The following is a 23,012-nucleotide window of genomic DNA, read 5'->3' on the forward strand; positions in this document are numbered from 1 at the left end:
TGGGCCGTCAGGGGATCAGGCGATCCGCGCGCAGCCGCTCGAACAGTGCGAAGAACGCGTCGTCGGTCGGTTGATAGCCGGTAAAGCCCAGCTTCCGGCTCTTCGACATGTCGGTCACCACCTCGATCGGGCGGCCCAGATCGGCGTCGGTGTGCCAGGGCGAGGCCAGGCGATCGAGGTCGGGCTCGGCCAGCCCCTCGCGTGCGGCGATCTCGCGCCAGAGCGGCGCATCGCTTGCCATTTGCTGCTCCAGCGGGCGGACTACGCCATCGAACGGCACCGCCTCGACGCCGAACCACTCGGCGATCCGGCCCCACATCCACTGCCAGCGAAAGACGTCGCCGTTGACGATGTTGAACGCCTCGTCATGCGCCGCCTCGGTTTCCGCCGCCCAGAGCAGATGGCGGGCGAGCTGGCCCGCATCGGTCATGTCGGTCAGGCCGGACCACTGCATGGCCGAGCCGGGAAAGGTGAAGGGCCGCTCGGTCTCACGGCACAGCGTGGCATAGACCGCCAGCGTCGTGCCCATGTTCATCGCATTGCCCACCGCCAGGCCGATCACCGTATGCGGGCGGTGCACGCTCCAGGTGAAGCCGTCGCGCTTCGCGGCGGCGAACACTTCGTCCTCTTGCGCATAATAGAAATTCTCGACGTCTAGCCGCCCCTGCTCCTCGCGGAACGGCGTCTGCGGCAGCGTGCCTTTGCCATAGGCCTCGAACGGCCCCAGATAATGCTTCAGGCCGGTGACCAGCGCGACGTGGCGCGGCCCGGTCGGTCGAGGCAATCCGTCGAGCAGGTTGCGCACCATCGCGGCGTTGACGCGGATATTCTCCGCCTCGCTGTCCTGCCGTGCCCAGGTGGTGACGAAGACCGCGTCCGGGTTCACCCCGCGCAGCGCCGCGGCCGTCGCGTCCGCGTCCTGAAGGTCGGCGGCGACCGGCTGTACGCCCGCCTGTCCGGTCGGGCGGCGGGCCAGGCCATGCACCGTCCAGCCCTGTTCCACCAGAAGCGCCGCCGTCGCGCTGCCCACGATCCCGCTTGCGCCCACCACCAATGCCGTCTTCGCCATCAAAGCCTCCTATGTCGGCCCCTTAGCTGGGCATGGCTGGACACCGCGTCCAGACGGCACCATTTGGGCCCCCAGGCACCATCGGGTAACCACTGGAGACAGACCCATGCTACCGGCAACACCCGACGAGGAATGGCGCGAGGATTGCGCGCCGCGCCGCGTGCTGGAACTGTTCGCGACCAAATGGACCAGCATGGTGCTGCACACGCTCCACGCCCGGCATGGCGGCGCGGCGCGTACGGGCGTCCTGCAACGCAGCCTGCCCGGCATTTCGAAGAAGATGCTGACGCAAACGCTCCGCGACATGGAGGTCAGCGGGCTGTTGACCCGCCATGTCCAGAGCACGATCCCACCGATGGTCGAATATCGCCTGACGGAGCTGGGCCAGCGTTTCGTCGAGCCGGTGGAGATGCTTTATGGCTGGGGGCGCGACAATGCCGATGCGCTCGACCGGTTGGTGCCGCGCCGCAGTTCACGACGCGCTGCTGGCGCAGCCGGGGATCAGCGTGAGTCGTAAGGCCATCGGGCGGCATAGCCAATGGCACGGGCGTCACCCTTCGTGCAGGTCGGGAAAGCTGTAGGGGGAGGGCTCGTCCTCCGCCGTACCCTTCGCGAATATCGCGATGTCGCCAGGCGCCACGTCCATCCGCGCCCAGCGGTCCCACCCGATATGGATGAAGTCGGGTGGGCCGAAGACTCGGACGGCGCGGGCATATTCGTCGCCGCGAAAGCCCACGAAATGCAGCGCCATCACGAAGCGTCAGCGCCTCTCGCGGCGTGCGCCCACGATCATCCGCCGGGCGATTTCGCGCACGGCTTCGTCATCCTTGTCCGCACCGTCCGCCGGATCGCCGAGATGATCCAGGCTGCCCTCCAGAAAGTCGAGCAGGCCGGGATGCTGCGCCTCGACATATTCCATCGTCTTGAACAGCAGATGTTCGGTCGCGATCTCGCGGCGGCGGGTCTGGGTGGCGCTGTCGGTCATCATGATCTCCTGTCGTTCAGCGGGTCGGTCGGCCGAGGGCGCGCGACAGGCCCAGGGCGGCGAGTGCGCCGACACCGGCGATGCCGCCCGCGACGCCGACCTTGAACAGGTCGCGCTGGCGCGCGGTGAAGAATTCGCGCCGGTTGTCGATGGCGCGGCCGGTCGCGTCGCCGTCGATACGGGCAGGACCCGGCACCGGCGCGTCGAGATTGCCCGGCTTTTCACCGATCGGCCCGGCCAGCTGATCCTCCGCGAAACCGCTCGCCTGGCGATCGGCGAAGCCGGGGGCCAGCGCCTGTGCCAGCGCCATCTGGAAGGTCGAGCGGCCGACCCATATCTCGCGCTGCGGTTTCTCGATCGCCGACAGGATCGCCTCGGCACACAGGCGGGGATCGAACAGCGGGTCGGGCAGGACCTGCTCGCGGCCGGTATGGTTGCGCGCCCAGCCGGGCTGCGGCGTGTTGACGGCGGGCAGGTACACGACGGTCAGGTCGACCGGCACCTTGTCGGCGATCAGCTCGGCCCGCAGCGAGTCGGTAAAGCCCGACACCGCGAACTTGGCGGCGCAATAGGCGGCCTGGAGCGGCACCGCGCGGATGGCCAGGCCCGACGACACCTGGACGATCGACCCGCGCCGCCGCGGCTTCATATGGCGCAGCGCGGCCAGCGTGCCGTACACCTGGCTGAGATAGGTGGTGGCGGTGACGCGCGCATATTCCTCCGCGCTGATCCGGTCGGCGGGGGCGACCACGGTCGACATCGCATTGTTGACCCAGGCGTCGATCGGCCCCAGCTCACGCTCGATCCGGTCAGCCGCCGCGTCCACCGCCGCCGCGTCGGCGACGTCCGCGCTGATCGCCAGCACCTGTCCGCCGTGACGGAGCAGCAGCGTGCGCGCATCCTCCAGCCGGTCGGCGTCCCGCGCGATGATCGCCACGTTCCAGCCCGCCTTGGCCAATCGTTCGGCGGTGGCCAGGCCGATGCCCGCACTTCCGCCCGTCACTACCGCCGTGTTCGCCATGCGTCGTCCTTTTGCCATTCCCTAGCCGGACGCGCATGATCCCAAATGGTTGCTGCGGTTTATGGGCCGAGACGCTCAGAAGGCGATCTGAACCCGGCCGATCAGCGTTTGGCCATGATCGCTCGCCCCGCCAAGTTGGGTGGGATTGGCGACGGTCCAGTCGATCGCGTTCAGCTGAAGCCTGACGAAATTGTTGAGATACCAGTTGATGCCCAGCGTCAGCGCGCTGCCGCGCCCGGCGGTGGGATTGTCGCTGTAATCCAGTTCCTCGTACCGGGTGGCGAGTTCGATCGCGCCGCGTCCGCCCGAGGTGAAGGGACGCAGGACCTTGGGGCGGCTCCACACGCCGCCGCGCGTCAGATAGGGCGGGGTCTCGCCGGTCAGGAACCAGCCGCCCTGGACCGCCCAGGCGGACTGTTCGGTCGCGGCGCCTGCGCGATTCTCGATTCGGCGCGCGCCATATTCGCCGTAAGCCCAGAGCGACTTGTGGAAGGTGCCCAGCTCGAAGCCATAGCCATCGCCCGACGTCGCGCCGGTGAAGGTGCCGGGCAGAATGCGCAGATTGTCGTTGAAGAAACCGCCGACCGCGATGCTGCGCGTCGGGCGGGTCGCATCGGTGGCGATGTTTTCGTGGAAGCCCCAGACGCCCAGATGGACGATCCAGTCGGCGGTCTTCACCGGGTTCCAGTGCGCACGGCCCGCAATGGTCAGGCCGTCGCCCGCCGTGCCGGGATTGCTGATATCGTCGCCCGACACCTGTACCCCGACATGCCAGCCATCGCCATAGACGCGCGCCGCCGCCCCCAGGCCGAAGAAGCCGCGCACCGGGATGATGCCTGCGCCGACGAAATTGCGCTCCATGAAGGGGACCGAGATGGTGCCGCTCGATCCGTCCAGGCCGCGATCGTTCAGGCGGTTGCCCAGCGCGAACTCGGCCTGTTGCCCCAGGAAGCCGGTCGTCCAGGCGAGATAAGCCGATTTGATCGCCACGTCATTGTCGGCGAAATCGCCCTCCAGCACATAGGACAGGTGCTTGCCGACCGATCCTTCGAACCCCAGTCGCAGCGAGCGGGCGGTGGTCGTGGTCATGTCGCGGTTGGGCAGCGCGCTGCCGCTGGTGGTCGCCAGGTCGAGCAGGATGCGGCCGCGCGGGCGGAACGAGAATTTGCCGTCGGCGCTGGTGAACTCCGGCGTGCCCTTCGACCAGTCGACATGGACGCCTTCGTTCTGCGCTTGCTCGATCCGTGCCAGCCGCGCGTCGAGCGAGGGGGGATGCGCTTCGGAGGGCAGGGACTGGCCCAGCGGGGCAGGCTTGCGCGGGGTCTGCGGGACCTGTGCTGCGAGTTGCGGCGGCGGCGAGGGGTGGGCGTCGCTGGGTAGGGCCTGGCCCAGCGGGGCGGCGGCCATCGCCTGGGGCCTGGTCCCCTCGACCGCCGCCAGCCGTGCCTCCAGCCGTTCGATCTGCGCCTGTTGCTGCTCGACCAGGCGGGTCAGGCGCGCGACGTCGTCGGCGCGTTGCGCGGGTGCGGGGGTGGTTTGCGCGGCGACGGGCAGGGGCGCGCACAGGCCGATCGCGAGCAGGGCTCCACGATACATGACGGCATCCTCTCGGGGCGGGCGACAGGCTCGGTGGCCGCCGCCTCGGTTATGAAGAAGGGGACCGCCGCACCCGTCATGGGATGCGGCGGTCGAGAAGGGTCAGTCGGCGCTGCGGCGCACGCGCGACCCGATCAGCAGGGCGAGCAGCGAGAGCAGGGCGGCGGCGGCGCACCAGGCGCCGGGGATCGCCTTGTCGCCCGTCGCCCCGATCAGCGCGGTGCTGATCGCCGGGGTGAAGCCACCGAAGATCGCGGTGGCCAGGCTATAGGCCAGGCTGAAACCGACGGTGCGGACATGCGCCGGGATCGACTCGGTCAGGTAGACGATGAACGCGCCGTTATAGGTGGCGTAGATCGCGGCGAGCGCCAGTTCGACCGTCAGCAGCCGCCCGAAGCTGGGCGCGGCGACCAGCCAGCTCATCAACGGATAGGCGAGGACCGCGCCCAGCAGCGTCGCGGTGATCAGCAGCGGGCGACGCCCGATCCGGTCGGACAGCGCACCCATGACGGGCAGCAGGACGAAGTTGGTGACGCCGACACATGCGGTGACGAACAGCGCGGCACCCGGCGTCAGCGACAGCACCTTGTTGCCGAAGGTCGGGGTATAGGCGGTGATCATGTAGAAGAAGACGGTCGTCATCACCGCCATCAGCGCGCCCTGGAGCACCACGCCCCAGTTGCTGCCGATCGTGCGCATGATCTGCGACAGCGGCGGATGCTCCTTGCGCTTCAGGAACACCTCGGTCTCCTCCATGTGGCGGCGGATGACGAACAGGAACGGGATCATCACGCAACCGATGATGAACGGAATGCGCCAGCCCCAGGCCTGCATGGTCTCGGGCGACAGGCTGGTCGACACGATCAGGCCGATCAGCGCGGCGAAGACGACCGCTGCCTGCTGGCTGGCCGACTGCCACGAGCAGAAGAAGCCCTTTTTGTCGGGGGGCGCGATCTCGTTGAGATAGACCGACACGCCGCCGACCTCGACGCCCGCCGACAGACCCTGGACCAGGCGGCCGAGCAGGATGATGACGGGGGCCGCAAGTCCAATCTGCGCATAGGTGGGCGTCACCGCGATGGCGAGCGTGCCCAGCGCCATCAGCCCCAGCGTCAGCAGCAGGCCCTGCCGCCGCCCATGCTTGTCGATGTACGCGCCCAGCACCAACGCGCCGACCGGCCGCATCAGGAAGCCTGCGCCGAAGGTCATCAGGGTCAGCATCAGCGAGGCGAAATCGCTGCCGGTCGGGAAGAACGCCTTCGAGATGTAGGTGGCGTAATAGCCGAACACCATGAAGTCGAACATCTCCAGGAAGTTGCCGCTGGCAACGATGAAGATCGACTTGAAGGCGGACTTGCGGCGTTCGGCCGAAATGGGGGCCGCCGCCGGGGGGGCGGCGGCGAAGGATGCGGTTGCCTGGGTCATGGCTTGGCCTTTTGCGAAGCGGGTTCCAATCCGCTGTCGCGGATGATCGGATAGGCTTTGGGGGAGGACAGATACGCGATCAGCGCGCGCGCCTCGGCCTGATGGGGGGAATAGGCGACGACGCCCGCCGAGAAGGGCGTGACCTTCTGCAACGAGTCGGGCAGCAGGCCGACGATGCGGATGCCCTTGACCGGCTTCAGCTCGCTCAGTTGCTGGAAGCCGATCTCGGCTTGGCCTTGCGCGACGATCTGGCCGACCGGTGTGGCGGGGATCATGCGGCCCTTGGGGCGGACCTGGTCGGCGATGCCCAGCTTGTCGAGCATCACCGACTGGATATAGACGCCCGAGGCGCTGTCCGACCAGGCGACCGACTTGGCGTTGACCAGGGTGTTGCGCACCGCATCCGCCGTGGCGATGTCGGGAGCGGGCGCGCCCGCCTTCACCGCGACGGCGATCTTGGACAGGCCCAGGTCGGTGACGGTGCCGAAGGTGACGGTCCCCGCCTGCTCCAGCTTGTCGAGCCCGCTGCGGGCGAGGATGACGACGTCGGCATCCTCGTGCCGGGCGAGCCGGTTGGGGATCGCCTGCGGCGTGTCGCCCATCGAGGGACCGTGTTCGGCGACGATATGGACGCCGGTGTCGCGCTCATATTTCTCCGCCAGCGCGTGGAAGGCGGCGGTGAAGCCGCCCGAGGTCACGACATGTAACTCGCGGACCTTGGCAGGCTTGGTGTCCCGTGCGGCGACGGGCGCGCCAAGGCCGGTCAACCCGAGCAGCAGCGCGATTCCCAGCGCCCGGCGCCGGGGAATCAGGGTTTGGAATGGGGAAGTTCGCACAGTCGTCATACCTCTCTCGGCCGCCCCGTCTGTTCGCGGGTTCTTGTTAGGGGGCAGAGGCTTGAGCCATCGTGCCGCACGCGGCACTAAGCCTTACGGGCGGCATTTCGATCAAATGCAATGATCGGGCCGCTCTATGCGTTTGATGCATATATCAGGATGGGATGGCCTTTGCGCGCCTTGCGGCACCTATATGTCCAGATGGTGATCGGTATCGTCGCCGGAACGGCGATCGGCGCGCTGGTCCCGGCCTTCGGCCGCGAACTGGGGCCGCTGGGCATCGCCTTCGTCAAGGCGATGCGGATGATGGTGCCGCCGGTTCTGTTCTGCACCATCGTCGAGGGGATCGTCCGGCACGGAGCCGCGCGCGACACCGGCGCGACGGTGCTGCGCAGCCTGATCGTCTTTCTCGGCATCACCATCGCCGCGCTCGCCATCGGGCTGGGCGTCGCGGCGCTGATGCAGCCGGGGCGCGGCCTGCCGCTGCCGCCTTATGGCGAGGCGGTGGCCGAGGTGGAGCGACAGCTGGCCGGGCGGCACATCACCGGGCCGGGCGATTTCCTGGTGCGGATCGTGCCCGACACGCTGTTCTCGGCCTTTACCGCAGGGGATGTCCTGCCGGTGCTGTTCGTCGCCGGTCTGGTCGGGTTCGGCCTGCTGCGCATCGGCGAGGCGGGTGCGCCGATCGTGCGCGGGATCGAGGCACTGACCCGGCTGCAGTTCGCGATCTTCGGCTTTCTGATCCGCGCCGCGCCGGTGGGGGCGTTCGGGGCGATCGCCTATACGGTCGGCACGTACGGCATCGGGTTCATCGGCTCGCTGGGCCTGCTGTTCGCGACGCTGGCGCTGGCGTGCGGGCTGCTGATCGCCGGGCTGGTTGTGCTGGTGTGGATGACGACGGGGCTTGGCGGCGGCACGCTGCTGCGCGTGTTTCGCGACGAGATCCTGATCGTGCTCGGCACCTCCTCGACCGAGGTGGTGCTGCCGCGCCTGATCCTGAAGCTGGAGGGGCTGGGCGTGCCGCGCAGCGTGGCCGGGCTGACCGTGCCGCTGGGCTATTCGCTCAATCTGGCGGGGACGGCGGTCTATCTGATCGTCGCGACCCTGTTCCTGGGCGAGGCGCTGGGCATCGCGCTGACCCCCGGACGCATCGCGGTGTATCTGGGGGTGATGCTCGTCACCTCGAAGGCGGCGGCGGGGGTGACGGGCAGCGGCTTTTCGGCGCTGCTGCTCACCTTGTCGCTGCTGCCCGACATTCCGGTCGGGGCGGCCGCCATGCTGATCGCGGTCGACCGGTTCCTGTCGGAGATCCGTGCGCTGACCAGCGGCACCGCCAATGTCTCGGCCTCACTACTCGTCGCGCGCTGGGGCGGAGCCGGACTTGGCGGCCCAGGCCTCGGTGAGCAGCCCCATCAGCCGGGAGGCGGCGGGCGATAGGCTTGCCGACGTCCGGCGCAGCACGCCCAGCGTGCGCGTGACCGCCGCCCCGCGCAAGGGCCGCCAGACCAGGTCGCGCGCATCGGGCCCCTCGCACGCCAGGCGCGGCAAGACCGATGGACCCAGCCCGGCATGGACCAGCGCCAGCGCCGAGGTCAGCCGCGTCACCTCGTAGAACCAGCGCAGTTCGATCCCGGCGCGCGCCAGCCCGGCGTCGAGCGCGGTCCGGTTGCCGCTGCCCGGATGCACCGTCACCAGCCGGTGCCCGGTCAGGTCGCTCCACGCCGGATCGACCAGCTTCGCCAGCGGATCGTCGTGGCGACAGACCAGGCCATAAGGATCGTCGGTCAGCGGCTCATAGACCATGTCGCCGTCGGACGAGACGGGAAGGGTGATCGCGAATTCGGCCTGCCCGGTCCGCACCGCCTCGGCACATTCGGTCGCCGACAGGTCGAGCACGCGGACGCGCACGTTGCGATAATCCTGCGCCAATATGTCGAGCACGTCCGGCAGGAAGCGGACGGTGGCGCTGGGGATGCTGGCGATGGTCAACCGCCCCGCCTGACGCTCGCCCAGGGCCATCATGCCGAGCAACGATTCGTCGAGTTCCTCGATCAGGCGACGGAGCAGCGGCAGGATTTCCTTGCCCGCCGGGGTCAGGCGCACCGTCCGCGTCGTCCGCTCCAGCAAAGGCGTGCCGACCGTCGCCTCCAGCTTCCGGACCCGGCGGCTGATCGCGGGTTGCGACAGGTTCAGATGCTCGGCTGCACGCAGGAAGCTCTTGCCCTCGGCGATCGCCACGAACGCGCGGATGTCGAGCAGCTCGAAATTCATGGAGGCCATGACCACCGATAGCAGGAGCCGGGGCGGCTTAGCCAGAGCGGGTCGGGGTCAGTGCAGGTCCCCTCAACCCGCCTCGTCCCCCGCAACCGGGCCACCGCAACGACGCCGATCCCGGTCATGGCCACCACGATCCGGCATGCGCAGCGGACGATCCGGTTGATGCGCCGGGTCGCGGGCCGTCGCGGGGGCGATCCGCGCCGAATCGGTATCCCCGGCATGTCGGCGGGCGGCGATGGGCAAAGTCCCGACATCGTGATACGATAGTCGTTTCGGGGGTGGCCAAAATCTTAAGATGTCTGCCAGTAGACCCTCTCGGGTAACAGGTTCGGCATGGGGGCCGCACGTCGTGGCATCGAAGATCAGGGTTTGGGGGGTGGCGCTGCTGATCCTCCTGGCGGGGCTCATGCCCCGTGCGGCGTCGGCCGCCCCGGTCGATCTGTACCGTACCGCCTGTCGCGCCGCGCTGCCCGATGGGGCCACGGACGAAGCCATTGCTCGCGCCCCCTATCGCTGTGGACCGGATGCGCCGACACGCGGCAGCCCCTGGCTGTGGCTGCGGCTCGATCCGTCGGGGTTGAAGGCGCTACCCGCCGACTGGGTGATGGTGGTCGACCAGACCCGGTTCGACCGGATCGCGGTGCTGACCGTGACCCCGCGCGGGGAAAGCCGCCTGGTTCGCGATCCGTCGCAACTGCATCGGCACTGGGCACCGGGCGGCGTGATGAAATTCGTCATCGCCCCGCCGGGGCGCGAGGTGCGCGCGCTGTATCTCGGCTTTCGGAACATCGACGACCTGTCGCTGATGCGCAAGGTGGTGGCGCAGACCGATGCCGCCCTGACCGGGGTGGAGGTCGGCTGGCTGGTGCTCATCGGCCTGTTCACCGGCACGCTGTTGTCGGCGTTCCTGTACAATCTCGTCATCCACACCGGCAGGCGCCACGCCTTTCAGCGCTGGTATCTATTCTGGGTGGCGGTATCGCTCTGCTATGGCCTGGTCTGGACGAACACGGCGGCGCTCGTCGTGCCGTGGCTGATCGGCCCTGCCGCCGTGCGGATCGACCTGGTTCTCGTCGGGCTGATGGTCACGGCGGGCAATATGTTCTTCTTCGCGGTGGTCGAGGACGGGGTGCTGCCGCGCCCGCTGATCCGGGTCGGGCGCGGGCTGGCCGGGGCGGGGGCGGTGATGGGCGTCCTGGCGACCATCGACGATTTGCCGCCGGTGCTGACCGACCGGCTGCTCAACTATACGATCGCGGGCACCGCCGTGTCGCTTGCGATCTCGTGCGTCATCGCGGTGCGGCGGGGCAGTCGGGTCATCTGGTTCTACATGATCGGCTGGACCCCGGTCATCACGGTGTTCGTCGCGCGGCTGATCCGCAATCTGGGCTTCGCGCCGCAGAACGACGCGGTGGACATGGCGACCTTCCTGGCGCTGGCCTTCGAGGCGCTGGTCCTGTCGCTGGCGATCGCCGACCGGTTCCGCCTGATCCGCCAGGAACTGGACCTGGCGCGGCAGCGGCGCGAGGTCGACCTGGCGGAGGCCAAGACGCTTCGCTCCGCCGCGCAGACCGACTTCCTGACCGGACTGGGCAACCGCGCGGCCTTTCAGCAGCAGGCGCAGGCGCTGATGACCGTGGGTACGCCGTTCAGCCTGTTCCTGATTGATGTCGACTATCTGAAGGACGTGAACGACCGGCTCGGCCATGCGAGCGGTGACGAATTGCTGCGCCATGTCGCCGGGAAGCTGACCCATAGCGCGCGTCCCTTCGCCGACCTGCGGGTGGCGCGCATCGGAGGGGACGAGTTCGTGGTCCTGTGCCCCGGTCCGCCGTCGCGCGAAGCTGCGCTGGCCACCGCGATCGGCACGATCCAGGGTGATCGCTGGTGCCCCGACGATCCGGCGCACAGCCTGTCGCTGAGCATCGGCGCGGCGCGTTTCCCCGACGATGCGCAGGCGCTGGACATGCTCTACCAGAATGCCGACCTGGCGCTCTACACCGCCAAGCGGCTGGGGCGCGGCCGCTATGTCCGTTACGACCCCTTGCAGCGCAGCCTGCGCGACATGCAGATTGCGGTGGCGGGCGAGGCGGAAGGGGCGCTGGCACGCGGCGAATTCACGCTGTTCCTGCAACCCATCGTCTCGCTGGCCGACGACACGGTGTGCGGGCACGAGGCGCTGCTGCGCTGGAACCACCCACGGCACGGCCTGATGACGCCGAGCCGCTTCGCCGACCTGCTGGTGGCGGATCGGATCGGGCTGCTGATCCAGGACCATGTCCTCGACATGGCGCTGGCGCTGCTGCGCGACGAGGGCGAACGGCTGGGCGTGCTGAGCGTCAACTTCACGTCGGCGCAGCTGTCGGGGCCGCGATCCGCGCACGCCGTGCTCGACCGCCTGGCGCTGCACGGCATCGCGCCGTGGCGGCTGTGCATCGAGGTGACCGAGGGCGTGATGCTCGATCGGGCGGCCGACACCATCATGGTCAACCTGCGCGAACTGCACGAGGCGGGCGTGGGTATCGCGCTCGACGATTTCGGCACCGGCTATGCTTCGCTCGTCCATCTGCGCCAGTTGCCGGTCGACCGGATCAAGATCGACCAGTCCTTCGTCGCCGGGCTCGACCAGACCGAGGACGGGACGTTTCCGATCGTCAGCGCCATTGTCGGCCTGGGCACCGGGCTGGGCAAGGTGGTGGTCGCCGAGGGCATCGAAACCGAGGTACAGGCGACCCGGCTGCGCCAGCTGGGGTGTCAGCTGGGCCAGGGTTATCTCTATGGCTACCCCGAACCGATGGCGGCCCCATCGGTGCCCCTGGCGATCGCGGGCTAGTCCGGGCGGCGATCGGCCGGTCGCCCGATCCGGGCGCGCTCGAACCACCAGAGCAGCGCGGCGATCGCCAGGAAACCGAGCAGCCACGGCCAGGACGCGCCGGGACGCAGCGACACGTCCCGTACCGTTGCGGCGTCGGGGCGATCCCGGACGAGCGCCAGCGTCGCGTCGCGTCGCTCGGCGGCGATCATCGCGGCGGGCAGGGCGGCGTGGACGTAGAAGGGCCGGATGGTGTCACCCCGGCGCAGGCCGTGCCAGCCGCCGACCCGCGGCCAATAGCCGGCACATCCCGGCGTGGCGGGATCGGGCAACAGCCGCCGGGCCTTTCCGTCCGGCAGCACCAGCGTATCCCCCGCCAACAGGTCGCATAAGGCGGTGCGCTCGCCCCGATGTGCCAGCGGGTCGAACCGGGGTGCGTTCGACGTGCCTGCCCGTGCCAGCGTGCCGACCAGACGGGCCCATATCGCGCCATATGCTTCGCCATGCCCGGCGCTGACCAAGCCCGCGGCATCGGTGACGAGCCATGCGCCGATCCGCCCGCGCCCCAGCGGACGCCAACCGGCCAGCACGGCCCCCGTCGCATCGGCGAGAAGGGTCTGGGCGTCGCGAGCCCCGACCTGCACGACGCGTCGGGTCAGGATGGGCAGGGACTTGCCGTCGCGGTCGAGCAGGCGAACCGGCGCGCTCGCCGCCCCGCCCGCCAGCGGCAGGCCCATCGCGGCGCCATAGCCCGGCGGAACCGGTCCGGTCACCCGCAGCAACAGGCCCATGCCGCCCCGAACCGCCGCCGCCACCGCCGCCCGCTCGCCGCCGCCCAATGCCGCCCAGCTCCGCTCGTCGAGGATCAACAGGTCGACGCGGGAAAGCCCGCCGACCGTCAGCGGCGGCGTCGGATCGCCCAGCGCCAGCCCCGCGCCCAGTGCGACGCGGACCACGGGCTTCAACCCCGCATCACTCGCCCAGCGCCGCCAGAACTTCACCTCGGGTCCCGGTGCGCCGCCGAGCAACGTCACGCGCAGCCCCGGCTCGGCGGTGGTCCGGACGGGCACGGCCAGCTCGGAGGTGACCAACCCGCGCGGACTGCGGCTTCGCAGGCGCAACAGCGCCGTGCCGGGCATCCGCGCGGCGGCGTCCAGCGTGAAGTGCCCTTCGGCATCGACGGGAGCCGCGGCGACCTGCACCCCCGCCGGATCGAGCAGCGCGACGCTGCCGCCGCCCTCGACCTGGCCGGAGACGCGGAATGGGCCGCCGGGTGCGGTCCGGTCCGACGGGGTCATCGCGATCAGCCCCGGCGGCAAAGGCGCAGGGTCGAACGCGATCGCCAGTCCCCGTGCCGCCGGACGGTCGCGCTCAGTCAGTCCTTCGCCCCGGATGCGCAGGGCGCGGATACCGGGATGGCGGCGCAGCGCGGTTGCCAGATCGGGGGCCTGCTCGATCCCGCCCCGCCGCGCCGCCTCGGGCAACGCCACCGTCCGGCCACCGGCGACCGAGCCGCCACGCGTCAGGATGGTCAGAGTCTCCGGCTCGGCCATGCGCGTCTGCTGCGGCGACAGCGTCAGATAGAGCAGGGCGGCAAGCACCGGCTGCGCCAGCAGCAGCAGAGCCAGTCGCCAGCCGCGCGACCGCGCCGCGCCCGGCGCCCGCCACTGCCGCCAGCCCAGCCTAAGCCATGCCAGCACGACGGCGGCCGTCAATATCAGCGGCAGGGCCCACGGGTTCATCGGCGCACCCCGCCCGCCAGCGCATCCAGATAGCGCGTCCCGCTCGCCCCCGCGCCGTCGCGCCGTGCCGCCCCTACCGGCGGGGTCGGCAGCGCGCGCCAGACCAGTCCGCGCAGCCGGTCGCGGCACGCCCCGCACGCCGGATCGCGACGCAGCCGGTCGAGGGCATCGTCCCACGCCAGCGGATCGGCCACCCGCGCCCGGTTCGCGCGGAACCAGCGGGTCAGCGGCGCCAAATCCCGCGCCTCGCCCGCCGACCCGTCGATCGCCGCCCAGGCCGCCGCCGCCGCCGTATCGAAGGGGCGTGCGGTCAGCCCCGGCTCGGCCGGGGCGATGTCGTCGCGCTTGCCGGTCATCCGCCGCGCCTCGTCGATCGGGGGCAGTTCGCTGCCGCCTACCTTGGCCAGGAAGATGCGGGTCGCCTGTTGCACCTGCTTGATGAGTACCAGCGCGCGATTGGCGAAGGGCAGCGCGCGTGCCGGATCGCCGCCGCGCAGCGCGCCTTCGGACTGCCACATCTGGTCGACCGCCTCGGTCAGGCGGGCACGCGTCCGGGGATCGAACAGCGTGGCGGCTTCGCCCTCGTCATGGGCATGGCCGAACTCGCCCAGCACGTCCTCCTCCCTGCCCAGCGTGGCGGGGGCGGCATCGCTGGTCGGCAGTTCGGCGCCGTGCACCTCATGCTCGCCGCCCAGAAACTGGCCGTAGCGCAGGCGGAGTGCCGCCTGATCCTCGCCGATCGCGATGGCGCGGTCGCGAAAGCGTTCGGCCGACATACCGCGACGTTGGCGCAGCAGTGCCTCGGCGTCGATGATGACCTGGCGCTGGCTGCGCAGATAGGCGGGCAGGGTGGCGCGCAACGCGCCGTCCACCCCGATGCCCTGGGTGGCGGAGGGGGGCAGGCGGCGCAGGATCAGGCTGGGGCTGCGCGCGATTTGCGGACCTGGCATCCGCTCGTCGCGCACGGTCAGTTGCGCGACCAGATCGCCCGGCCCGGCAAAGCCCAGCGCGGCCAGGTCCAGCGTGGCGGCAAAGCGCCTCCGCCGGGGATCGCCGCTGCCCTGCAATCGCAGATGATGCTCGCGAAAGCTGATATTCTCGCCCTCTCCGGCGGCGACCGTCACGGTCAGGTCCGCTTGCGGCGCGACACCGTAATCGTCGCTCGCCTCGAACAGCAACGTCCAGTTGCGCTGTCCCGCCGTGGCGATCGTCAGGGTCTTGGACGGCGCGCGAGCGGTGACGGCGGGTGGCTGGTCGGCGACCGCCTCGATCCGGTGGAGGTGCTGGGACATGGGGGCGATGCGGTAGAGGATCGAGGTGCCGAGCAGCATCGCCCCGCGCCAGTGCTCGGCCGCCTTTGCCAGCGGGACGGACCCACCGCCGAGCACGACCAGCGACGCGGTGCCGAGTTCGGGGGCAAAGGCCAATGTCCATATGAGGCGCGACCCCTGCGGCACCTTCGCGTCCAGCCGGTCCAAATCGCGCGGTGGCAGGCGGGTATAGGCGGGCGGCATGACTCGAAGCCGTTGGCCGACCAGTCGGGGTGCACCGGGGGCGGCGGGCGTCTCGTCCCGGCTGGGGGCCAGCGTGTCGGACGCCTGCCGATGCGGCCAGAGGACGAGCGCGACGGCGGTAGCGAGGCCCAGTGCCCAGGCGAGCGTCAGCGTGCGGCCCGGCCAGCGCGGTCGCAGGTCGGGCGGGGGCGTGGCATCCAGCCGCCCACGCAACCGCTCGCGTTGCAGGCGCGGCAGCGCGGCCAGTGCGGCGGGATCGGCGAACAGCAATTCGCTGCTGTCCTCCAGGTCGGGCCGCTGCGTATTCCACGACCGCACCAGCCAGTCCGGGGTCAGCCGGGCCGCGCGGTGATGCGCGATCCATCCCATGATCGCGGCACCCAAAAGGGCAGCGAGAAACGCGGCCAAGGGGCCGATCAGACGCCATGCCGCCGACGCGACGACCAGCAGCGCGGGCGTCGCGGCCAGCACCACGATCGCCGCCATTCGTCGCCGGACGGGCCGCAGCCAGATTGTCGGGGTCATGGACCAACCCACCGTCGCCGCCGCGTGGCAAGCCAGCGTTCGAGCAGGAACAGCGCGGCGACGACCAGTGCCAACACATCACGCCACTCCCGAAGCGGGGCGGCGCGGAATGTTGGCACCGCCCCGGTCTCGGGGGTCAGTTGCGCGGCGTCGGTGCGGGCGGGGGCCGCGACGGGGCGAATGGTCGCCAGCAGCCGGTCGGGGAAATCGGGTTCGACCAGCGCGGGCAGGGTGGCGGGGGCCAGAGGCACCGTGAACCGGAATATCCGGCCCTCGCCCAGCGGCATGACCCGCAGAAAGGCGCGGCCCAGCGCATCGCGCGCGGCGATTGCGTCGTGGCCGGGGGGCGCGGCCATGTCGGCGGGGATGATGGCGGTGCCGCCGCGCCGAACCCATGCGACCAGCCCGGCGGGCATGGTGCCGCCGCTCAGCCAGGCCAGTGTCGCGGCTATACCGGGCAGGGGCGCGGTCGGCGGTGCGATATCGGTGGTCGCGCCTTGGGTATTCCAGGCGGCGGCGACGGCGGCGAGATAGCGGACATCGCGGCGCGCCGTGTCCGCCCTGATGGCCAGCACCGGCGGCGCGGCTGGCGTCGGTCGCGGGGCGGTCATCCTGCCGGGCACCACCCGCCAGTCGACCTCCCGCGACAGGCGCGGTCTTTGCGCGTCTGCGCCCTCGATCACGGCGGGCACGAGGATGCGGACCGCGACGCCGGGCGGCAATTCGCTGTCCAGCTGGCGGACCAGACTGGCGACCGGGACGGTGCCGGTCGGGGCCGGGCGATCCAGCGCCGGGAAGCCGGGTGCCAGCCAATACCCCTCGGCCCGCTCACTCAGCCATGGCGTCGCCGTCGTCGCGGCAAGGCCGGGTACGACATAGACGCGCGGGTGGAGGTCCGGTGCCGCCGGGGTCACCGGCCGTGCAAGCCATAGCGCCAGCATCGCCAGCAACAGCAGCCGGACGATCAGCAGCGGCCATTCCTCGAACCGGGGTCGCTGGCGGGGGCGCGGCTTGGCCCGCAGCCAGCGCAGTGCGGCGAAGTCGGTCCGCCGCTGCTCGGTCCGCCGCGCGAGGTGAATCAGCAAGGGGACGGCGAGTGCGGCCAGGACCGCAAGCGCGGCGGGGGCGAGTAGGGTCGGCATCAGCCCTCGCCCCGCCCGAACAGTCGCCGCAGGGGGGTATCGAGCGGTTCGTCGAGGACATGGGTGGCGTGGCGGATGCCGCTGGCCTGAAATTCGGCGGCCAGGCGCGCACGGGCCTCGGCAAAACGCTGAAGATAGTCGGCGCGCAATGCGGGTGCGTCGCCGAGCAGTTCCTCGCCCGTTTCGGGATCGCGGAACAGATGGCCGCCGTCAAAGGGGAAGTCGCGCTCGCCCACGGTCAGCAGCTGGATCGCCAGCACCTCGCGCCCCGCCGCCGCCAGCCGTGTCGCCAGTGCGACGCCTGCCTCGTCGAAAAAGTCGCTGAGCAGCACCACCATGTCGCGCGCGGCGATCCGCTCCCAGAGCGGGGTCAGGGTCGTGGGGCCGGGAAAGCCGCCACCGATCGGGATCGTCGCCAGTTCCAGGCGCAACCGGTCGCGCTGTCGCATGCCGTTGGCGGGGGTGGCCACGTGAAGCCCGCCATCGCTCAGCCATATCCAGCCGAACCGGTCGCCGCCCGCCACCGCCAGCTCGGCCAGAGCCGCTGCCAGCCCCCGCGCCGCGCCGATCCGCGTCGCGCCATCGGTATCGGCCTGCGCCATCGAGGCGCTGGCGTCGATCATGATCCACAGCCGCAACGGGCTCTCGCGCTCGGCTTCGCGCACGAAGAAGCGGTCGGCGCGGGCGAACAGCTTCCAGTCGATCTGGCGCGGTTCGTCGCCCGGCTCATAGGGGCGATACTGCGCGAACTCCAACCCCGCACCCCGGCTGCGGCTGGCATGCAGGCCGAGGCCGTCGCCGCCCGCCAGCCGACGCGACACCAGCCGCAAGCCGGACAGCCGGTGCCGGACGGCGGGCGGGATCGGGTCGGCGCTCACCCCGGTTCAGGCGTCGAGCGGCATCGCGGCCAGCACGCCCGCGACCACATCGTCGGCGCTCCGCCCTTCCGCCTCGGCGGCGAAGGACAGCAGCAGCCGGTGGCGCATGACAGGCGCGGCCAGCGCCTGCACATCCTCGCGCGTCGCCGCCAGCCGTCCGTGCAGCAGCGCGCGTGCCTTGGCCGCCAGCACCAGCGACTGCCCGGCGCGCGGCCCCGCGCCCCAGCGGACATATTGCCGCACCACCTCGGGGGCGCCTTCGCCCGGCCGGCTCGCGCGGACCAGCCGGTTGATCCACGCCAGCAGGTCGGCGGACAGATGCACCTCGCGCACCAGCCGCTGGACCGCGACTATTTCCGCCCCGTCCATCACGCGCGGCACGATGGCACTCGCCGAGCCGGTGGTCTGCGCCAGGATCGCGGCTTCCTCCGCCTCGGTCGGATAGCCGACGCGGACGTGCAGCAGGAACCGGTCCAGCTGCGCCTCGGGCAGTGGATAGGTGCCCGCCTGTTCCAGCGGATTCTGCGTCGCCAGCACGAAGAACGGCTCGGGCAGGCGGTGGGTGACGCCCGCATAGCTGACCGTCTTTTCCTGCATCGCCTCCAGCAGCGCGGCCTGCGTCTTGGGCGGCGTGCGGTTGAGCTCGTCGGCCAGCAGCAGGCTGGTGAAGATCGGCCCCGGCTGGAAACGGAAATGGCGCTTGCCGGTGCCGTGATCCTCTTCGAGCAGTTCGGTGCCCAGGATGTCGCTGGGCATCAGGTCGGGGGTGAACTGGACACGGCGGAAGGGCAGGTCGAGCGCCTGGCCCAGGCTGCGCACCAGCAGCGTCTTGCCCAGGCCCGGCACACCCTCCAACAGGCAGTGCCCGCCCGCGATCAGGCCGATCAGCAACTGCTCGACCACCTCGGCCTGGCCGACGATCGCCTGGCCGATCGCGTCGCGAAGACTGGTCAGCCGCGCCAGCTTGTCCTGAATCTCCGCTTCGGTCATGCGATCACGCGCTCAGCGCATAGAGCGCGATGTTGACGGCGAAGCGGGTATTGTCGACCGCCAGGAAACGCTTGTTGCGCCAGTCGTAGTCCCATTCGCACCCGTAATCCTTGTTCGAGTAGAGGACACCCAGCCGTCCGTCGATCGCGATGCCCTTCAGATAATCGTGCACCAGGTCGTCGCCCCAGCCATTGAGTTCGAGGCCGGTCGGCGGCGGCCCGGTGAACTTGAAGAAACGGCGATAGATGGGGTGGGTGTTGGGCAGCTTGGCCAGCGCACGCGGGCCGAAGATCGACGCCATCTGTCGCTCGAACGACTTGGCGAACAGACCGTCGATATCGTGGTTGCAGTCGTCGACCAGCACGAAGCCGCCGTTTCGCACATAGGTGGCGAAGTTGCGCCTTTCGGCCGGGTTGAACTCGACCAGCTTGTGCCCCGCCAGATAACAGAAGGGGGCGGTCAGCATCTTCGGATCGGCGAGCGCGATCACATGCTCCTTCGGATCGACGCGAAGGTTCGTATAGTCGATCAGCGCGGTGATCATGTTCGACGGCATCCGCCGGTCGACGTCCCAGTCCCCGCTTTCGTAGCGCAGCCGGGTGAACCAGAAGTCGTAAGTAGGCGCGGCCGACAGGCGCGTCGGCAGCAGGGTTGCCGCCAGCGCGCCCATCAGGAACTCGGCGCGGGTCACTCGGCCGTGGGTCATGCCGGGCCCGCCGCCATCACACCGCGTCGGACAGCGAGGTGAAGGTGAAGTCGCGCAGCCGCATCGGCGGTAACACCATCACCAGCGAGGATTCGTCGCCCGCCACGCGCACCGGCTTGCCCAGCTCGTCGATATTGTTGAGCATGATGACCGGGCTTTCGTTGAAGCGCAGGTTCTTGATCGGATATTTGATCTCGCCATTCTCGATATAGAAGGTGCCGTCGCGGGTCAGGCCGGTCAGCAGCACGGTCTGCGGATCGACCATGCGGATATACCAGGTGCGGCTGACCAGGATGCCGCGTTCGGTGGTGCGGACCAGCTCGGCGGTCGACTTGGTGCCCCCCGCCATCAACAGGTTGCCGGGACCGGCCACCGGCTGCTTGCCCTGCTTCTGCGCCCAGAAACGCGAATATTCCAGGTTCTGGACCTTGCCGCCGGTGATGATCGGCCTCTTCTGGCGCGGCAGGTAATCGCCGTCCCATGGCAGCACCGCCGCGCCGGGTGCCCAGGGGTCGGTCGAGATGTCGACCTGTGGCCCGAACACCTGTTCGCCGATCTTGTTGCCGCCGCCCTTCTTGGACAGGAAGCTGCGCCCTTCATCGGCCGAACGCGCGTCGAAGAAGTTCATCATGAACGAGATCAGGCCCGCCGCCGCCGCCGGTTCCAGGATGACGGTGTACTTGCCGGGCTCGATCGCCTTGGCGTCGACCGAGGCCGAGGCCTTGCGCATCGCGGTGCGGATGTCGGTGCCCGCATCGAACGCGGCGGCGTCCTGCACATTATGCCCGACCCAGCCCGAGCCGCGCCCGTCCTGGGTGCGCACGGTGCAGGTATAATCCAGCCCGGTCGAGCGCTGGTATCCCGAATTGCCCTTGTTGTTGGCGAAGGCGGTGAAGCTCTGCCCGTCTTCCAGATAGCCTGCCGCGACCAGCCTGCCCGCCTTGCACGGCTCGATCGAGGCGGCGGCGACCTGCGCCCGGTAATCGGGGGTGATCGCGGCGGTCGACGGGCTGAACGTATCGCTGGCGCGGTAGCTCTGCTTGCCAATCGCGGGCATGTATTCGGGATTTTCGGGGGCGAGGCGGGCCAGTTCCTCGGCCCGGCGCACCACGCGCTCCAGCGAGGCGTCGTCGAACTGGTTGATCGTGGCGACGCCCGACCGCTTGCCGAACGCGACCTCAACCGCCAGGTCGGCGGTATCGACGATGCCGCTGGTCGACACGCCGTTGCGCGCGAAGCGGATATTGCCGGTGACCGATCCCGTCAGCTGCGCGGTGCAGTCATCGGCCTTGGACATCGACACGGCCTTGGCGCAGATCGCGCGGGCCTGTTCCTCGGTGAACATGGTCATGGATGGATTCCTCAGCCGAGCGCGCGCGCGGTGTTGATGACATTGACGCCGTTGAAGCGCGCCGTGGACGAGCCATGGCTGACCGCAGACACCTGCGATGGCTGGCCCTTGCCGTCGAAGAACGAACCGCCCAGCCGGTAATCGCTGCGGTCGCACACGCCGACGCACGCATTCCAGAATTCGGGCGTGCGGATCTGGTACGCCACGTCCTCGATCTGGCCGGTGATCTTGCCGTTCTTGATCTCGTAGAACAGCTCGCCCCCGAACTGCGCATTGTAGCGTTGCTGGTCGATCGAGAAGGAGCCGTCGCCGATGATGTAGATGCCGTTCTCGACGCCCGCGATCATCTGTTCGGGCGTCATCGCGGCCTTGCCGGGTTGCAGCGAGACATTGGCCATGCGTTGGAACTGCACCGAGGACCAGCTGTCGGCATAGCAGCAGCCGTCCGATGCCGTCTTGCCCATCATGTGCGCCTGGTCGCGGATCGCCTGGTAATCGACCAGCTTGCCGTCGCGGATCAGGTCCCACTGCTTAGTCTTCACGCCCTCATCGTCATAGGCGACGGCGCCCAGGCTGCCGGGTTGCGTCTTGTCGGCGACGATCGTGACCTGCGGGCTGCCATATTGGAAATGCGCGGCGAGCTTGTCGGGGGTGGCGAAGCTGGTGCCCGCATAATTGGCCTCATAGCCCAGCACGCGGTCGAGCTCGAGCGGGTGGCCGACCGACTCGTGGATGGTCAGCCACAGGTTCGACGGGTCGAGCACCAGATCGTATTTGCCCGGCTTCACCGACGGCGCGGTCAGCTTGGCGCGCGCCTGCCTGGCGGCGGCGATCGCATCCTCGCGCATGTCGTAGCTGTTGCCATAGACGACCGCGCCGCCCGGCAGGGTACGCTTGTCGGCGGCATTGCCGTCGAGGTACTCGAAGCCCATGCCCCGCGGCGAGGACAGGCCCTCGCGGGTGCGGAACTTGCCGGTGGCCTTGTCGACCACGGTGACGGTCATCGGCGCCCAAATACGGTGCACGTCCTGGTCGATGTACGAGCCATCGGTCGAGGCGAAGTATTTCTGCTCGTTGACGACGAACAGGATCGAGTTGACGAAATTCGCGCCCGCCCCGCTCGCGGCGGCGTTGACGCCCAGCAGCAGGTCGGCCTTGTCCTTGATCGGCACCGCCATCGCGTTCTTGACGATGGGGGTGCGCCACGACACCTCGCCCACGCCGGTGACGGGGGCGAGCTGGACCGGTTCGGACTGGATGCGGGCATTGGCCTTGGCGATGGCGGCGGCCTGGCGCGTGGCGGCGGCGATGCCGTCGGGGGTCAGGTTGTTGGTCGCGGCAAAGCCCCAGGCACCACCGGCGATGACGCGGACGCCCGCCCCGGTGGACTCGGTGTTGACGACATTCTCGACATTCTTTTCGCGGGTCACCACGAACTGGCGCAGGTAACGCCCGACGCGCACGTCGCAATAGCTGCATCCGGCGCTCTTGGCGGTGTTCAGCGCGACATCGGCCAGCCGCTTCTTCAGGCCGACGTCCATCGTGCTGAGCAGTTCCTCGGCGGCGATCGCCCGGCCCGGAAAGGCACCCAGCAGCAGGGCACCCAGGCCCGCGCCGCTGGCGGCCATGAAGTCGCGTCGATGCACTCTTCTATCTCCCCCGCCCGGCCCGTCGCCAGGTCCTGGGCGTTATGGTTGACCAACACAGCGCATCGGTCAAGCGCATAATCGGGAAGAGAAAAAGGGCGGCACTATCCCCGGTCGGGCACCGGCTTCAACATGGTCGCCAGCACCAGCCCGGCGGCAAGCTGCACCAGGCCGTAGGCCCGCCGCCGCCGCGGATGTCCGGCAAAGGGGCGGACCAGTCCGTCGACCGCCGCGACGTCCGATCGCCACAGATCGACGTGCCGCGTCGGCTGGAGCAGGCCGAGCAGGCCGTCACCGATCATGAACACCGCCGCCATCTCGGCGGATCGGCGGATGCCGAGGGTTGTCGTGTCTTTCATCAGATCGCCTTTCGAAAGCGCTTGAACGCGTCGGGAGCGGTCGGGGGGCATATCCACAATGAACCCGCCTTGGTTGCGCGGACCAATCTAAACCCGCCACCACCCCGGCAAAGGCCGGGGTGGCGTGGAGGAAAAATA

Annotated in this window: 21 protein-coding genes; 4 read left to right on the forward strand and 17 right to left on the reverse strand. The window is 69.6% G+C overall.

All coding sequences use genetic code 11. The features are described from left to right. Window positions 1-7 precede the first annotated feature (7 nt). Window positions 8-1,069 (reverse strand): SDR family oxidoreductase, encoded by a 1,062-nt coding sequence (locus SOM26_RS13030; RefSeq protein WP_320453151.1) that lies wholly within the window; start codon window positions 1,067-1,069, stop codon window positions 8-10. A gap of 106 nt (window positions 1,070-1,175) precedes the next feature. Between SOM26_RS13030 and SOM26_RS13035 the strand changes: the two genes are divergently transcribed. Then, window positions 1,176-1,586: a winged helix-turn-helix transcriptional regulator gene (locus SOM26_RS13035; RefSeq protein ID WP_320453152.1), complete on the forward strand. Its 411-nt coding sequence runs from the start codon at window positions 1,176-1,178 to the stop codon at window positions 1,584-1,586. Window positions 1,587-1,619: 33 nt separating this feature from the next. On the opposite strand, the gene SOM26_RS13040 is transcribed toward SOM26_RS13035, so the two are convergent. The 6 genes from SOM26_RS13040 to SOM26_RS13065 all read right to left on the reverse strand — a co-directional run bounded on the left by SOM26_RS13040 (window position 1,620) and on the right by SOM26_RS13065 (window position 6,941). Beyond that, complete coding sequence (locus tag SOM26_RS13040; RefSeq protein ID WP_320453190.1) at window positions 1,620-1,820, reverse strand: hypothetical protein; 201 nt, start codon at window positions 1,818-1,820, stop codon at window positions 1,620-1,622. 9 nt (window positions 1,821-1,829) lie between these two features. Then, complete coding sequence (locus SOM26_RS13045) at window positions 1,830-2,057, reverse strand: hypothetical protein (RefSeq protein ID WP_320453153.1); 228 nt, start codon at window positions 2,055-2,057, stop codon at window positions 1,830-1,832. Between the two features lie 13 nt (window positions 2,058-2,070). Next, window positions 2,071-3,075, reverse strand: coding sequence for an SDR family oxidoreductase (locus tag SOM26_RS13050; RefSeq protein WP_320453154.1), 1,005 nt, complete (start codon window positions 3,073-3,075; stop codon window positions 2,071-2,073). Between the two features lie 75 nt (window positions 3,076-3,150). After that, complete coding sequence (locus tag SOM26_RS13055; protein WP_320453155.1) at window positions 3,151-4,671, reverse strand: OprO/OprP family phosphate-selective porin; 1,521 nt, start codon at window positions 4,669-4,671, stop codon at window positions 3,151-3,153. A gap of 102 nt (window positions 4,672-4,773) precedes the next feature. Next, window positions 4,774-6,096: an MFS transporter gene (locus SOM26_RS13060; RefSeq protein WP_320453156.1), complete on the reverse strand. Its 1,323-nt coding sequence runs from the start codon at window positions 6,094-6,096 to the stop codon at window positions 4,774-4,776. Next, window positions 6,093-6,941 carry a substrate-binding domain-containing protein gene (locus tag SOM26_RS13065; protein WP_320453157.1) on the reverse strand — a complete coding sequence of 283 codons (849 nt, stop codon included), beginning with the start codon at window positions 6,939-6,941 and terminating at the stop codon, window positions 6,093-6,095. The genes SOM26_RS13060 and SOM26_RS13065 overlap by 4 nt, the downstream gene beginning before the upstream one ends. Window positions 6,942-7,133: 192 nt before the next feature. Here SOM26_RS13065 and SOM26_RS13070 point away from each other — a divergent pair, with 192 nt between their 5' ends. After that, a complete protein-coding gene (locus SOM26_RS13070) occupies window positions 7,134-8,369 on the forward strand; it encodes a cation:dicarboxylate symporter family transporter (protein ID WP_320453158.1) in 1,236 nt (411 codons plus the stop codon). Here SOM26_RS13070 and SOM26_RS13075 read toward each other — a convergent pair. Continuing rightward, window positions 8,283-9,212, reverse strand: coding sequence for a LysR family transcriptional regulator (locus tag SOM26_RS13075; RefSeq protein ID WP_320453159.1), 930 nt, complete (start codon window positions 9,210-9,212; stop codon window positions 8,283-8,285). The two genes, SOM26_RS13070 and SOM26_RS13075, sit on opposite strands and share 87 nt — an antisense overlap. A 117-nt stretch (window positions 9,213-9,329) precedes the next feature. On the opposite strand from SOM26_RS13075, the gene SOM26_RS13080 reads away from it, so the two are divergent. Beyond that, complete coding sequence (locus tag SOM26_RS13080) at window positions 9,330-9,476, forward strand: hypothetical protein (protein ID WP_320453160.1); 147 nt, start codon at window positions 9,330-9,332, stop codon at window positions 9,474-9,476. Window positions 9,477-9,558: 82 nt separating this feature from the next. After that, a complete protein-coding gene (locus SOM26_RS13085; RefSeq protein WP_320453161.1) occupies window positions 9,559-12,042 on the forward strand; it encodes a putative bifunctional diguanylate cyclase/phosphodiesterase in 2,484 nt (827 codons plus the stop codon). Here the strand turns inward: SOM26_RS13085 and SOM26_RS13090 are convergent. The 9 genes from SOM26_RS13090 to SOM26_RS13130 form a co-directional block, all read right to left on the reverse strand. After that, window positions 12,039-13,763 (reverse strand): carboxypeptidase regulatory-like domain-containing protein, encoded by a 1,725-nt coding sequence (locus SOM26_RS13090; RefSeq protein WP_320453162.1) that lies wholly within the window; start codon window positions 13,761-13,763, stop codon window positions 12,039-12,041. The two genes, SOM26_RS13085 and SOM26_RS13090, sit on opposite strands and share 4 nt — an antisense overlap. Continuing rightward, complete coding sequence (locus tag SOM26_RS13095; RefSeq protein WP_320453163.1) at window positions 13,760-15,802, reverse strand: DUF4175 family protein; 2,043 nt, start codon at window positions 15,800-15,802, stop codon at window positions 13,760-13,762. Before SOM26_RS13095 ends, SOM26_RS13090 begins: the two co-directional genes overlap by 4 nt. Beyond that, window positions 15,799-16,944, reverse strand: a complete 1,146-nt coding sequence (locus SOM26_RS13100; protein WP_320453164.1) for an N-terminal double-transmembrane domain-containing protein — start codon at window positions 16,942-16,944, stop codon at window positions 15,799-15,801. Before SOM26_RS13100 ends, SOM26_RS13095 begins: the two co-directional genes overlap by 4 nt. Next, complete coding sequence (locus tag SOM26_RS13105; RefSeq protein ID WP_320453165.1) at window positions 16,944-17,822, reverse strand: DUF58 domain-containing protein; 879 nt, start codon at window positions 17,820-17,822, stop codon at window positions 16,944-16,946. Before SOM26_RS13105 ends, SOM26_RS13100 begins: the two co-directional genes overlap by 1 nt. Window positions 17,823-17,828: 6 nt before the next feature. Then, the gene (locus SOM26_RS13110; protein ID WP_320453166.1) at window positions 17,829-18,812 is read right to left on the reverse strand and encodes an AAA family ATPase; all 984 of its coding nucleotides are present in this window, start codon (window positions 18,810-18,812) and stop codon (window positions 17,829-17,831) included. 4 nt (window positions 18,813-18,816) lie between these two features. Then, window positions 18,817-19,518: a DUF4159 domain-containing protein gene (locus SOM26_RS13115; RefSeq protein ID WP_320453167.1), complete on the reverse strand. Its 702-nt coding sequence runs from the start codon at window positions 19,516-19,518 to the stop codon at window positions 18,817-18,819. Window positions 19,519-19,534: 16 nt separating this feature from the next. Beyond that, window positions 19,535-20,869: a TldD/PmbA family protein gene (locus SOM26_RS13120; protein ID WP_320453168.1), complete on the reverse strand. Its 1,335-nt coding sequence runs from the start codon at window positions 20,867-20,869 to the stop codon at window positions 19,535-19,537. A gap of 11 nt (window positions 20,870-20,880) precedes the next feature. Continuing rightward, window positions 20,881-22,515, reverse strand: a complete 1,635-nt coding sequence (locus SOM26_RS13125; protein ID WP_320453169.1) for a TldD/PmbA family protein — start codon at window positions 22,513-22,515, stop codon at window positions 20,881-20,883. Window positions 22,516-22,619: 104 nt separating this feature from the next. Continuing rightward, window positions 22,620-22,874 carry a hypothetical protein gene (locus SOM26_RS13130; protein ID WP_320453170.1) on the reverse strand — a complete coding sequence of 85 codons (255 nt, stop codon included), beginning with the start codon at window positions 22,872-22,874 and terminating at the stop codon, window positions 22,620-22,622. Window positions 22,875-23,012: the final 138 nt, after the last annotated feature.

It is taken from the genome of Sphingomonas sp. CFBP8993, from assembly GCF_034044895.1.
Classification (GTDB): domain Bacteria; phylum Pseudomonadota; class Alphaproteobacteria; order Sphingomonadales; family Sphingomonadaceae; genus Sphingomonas.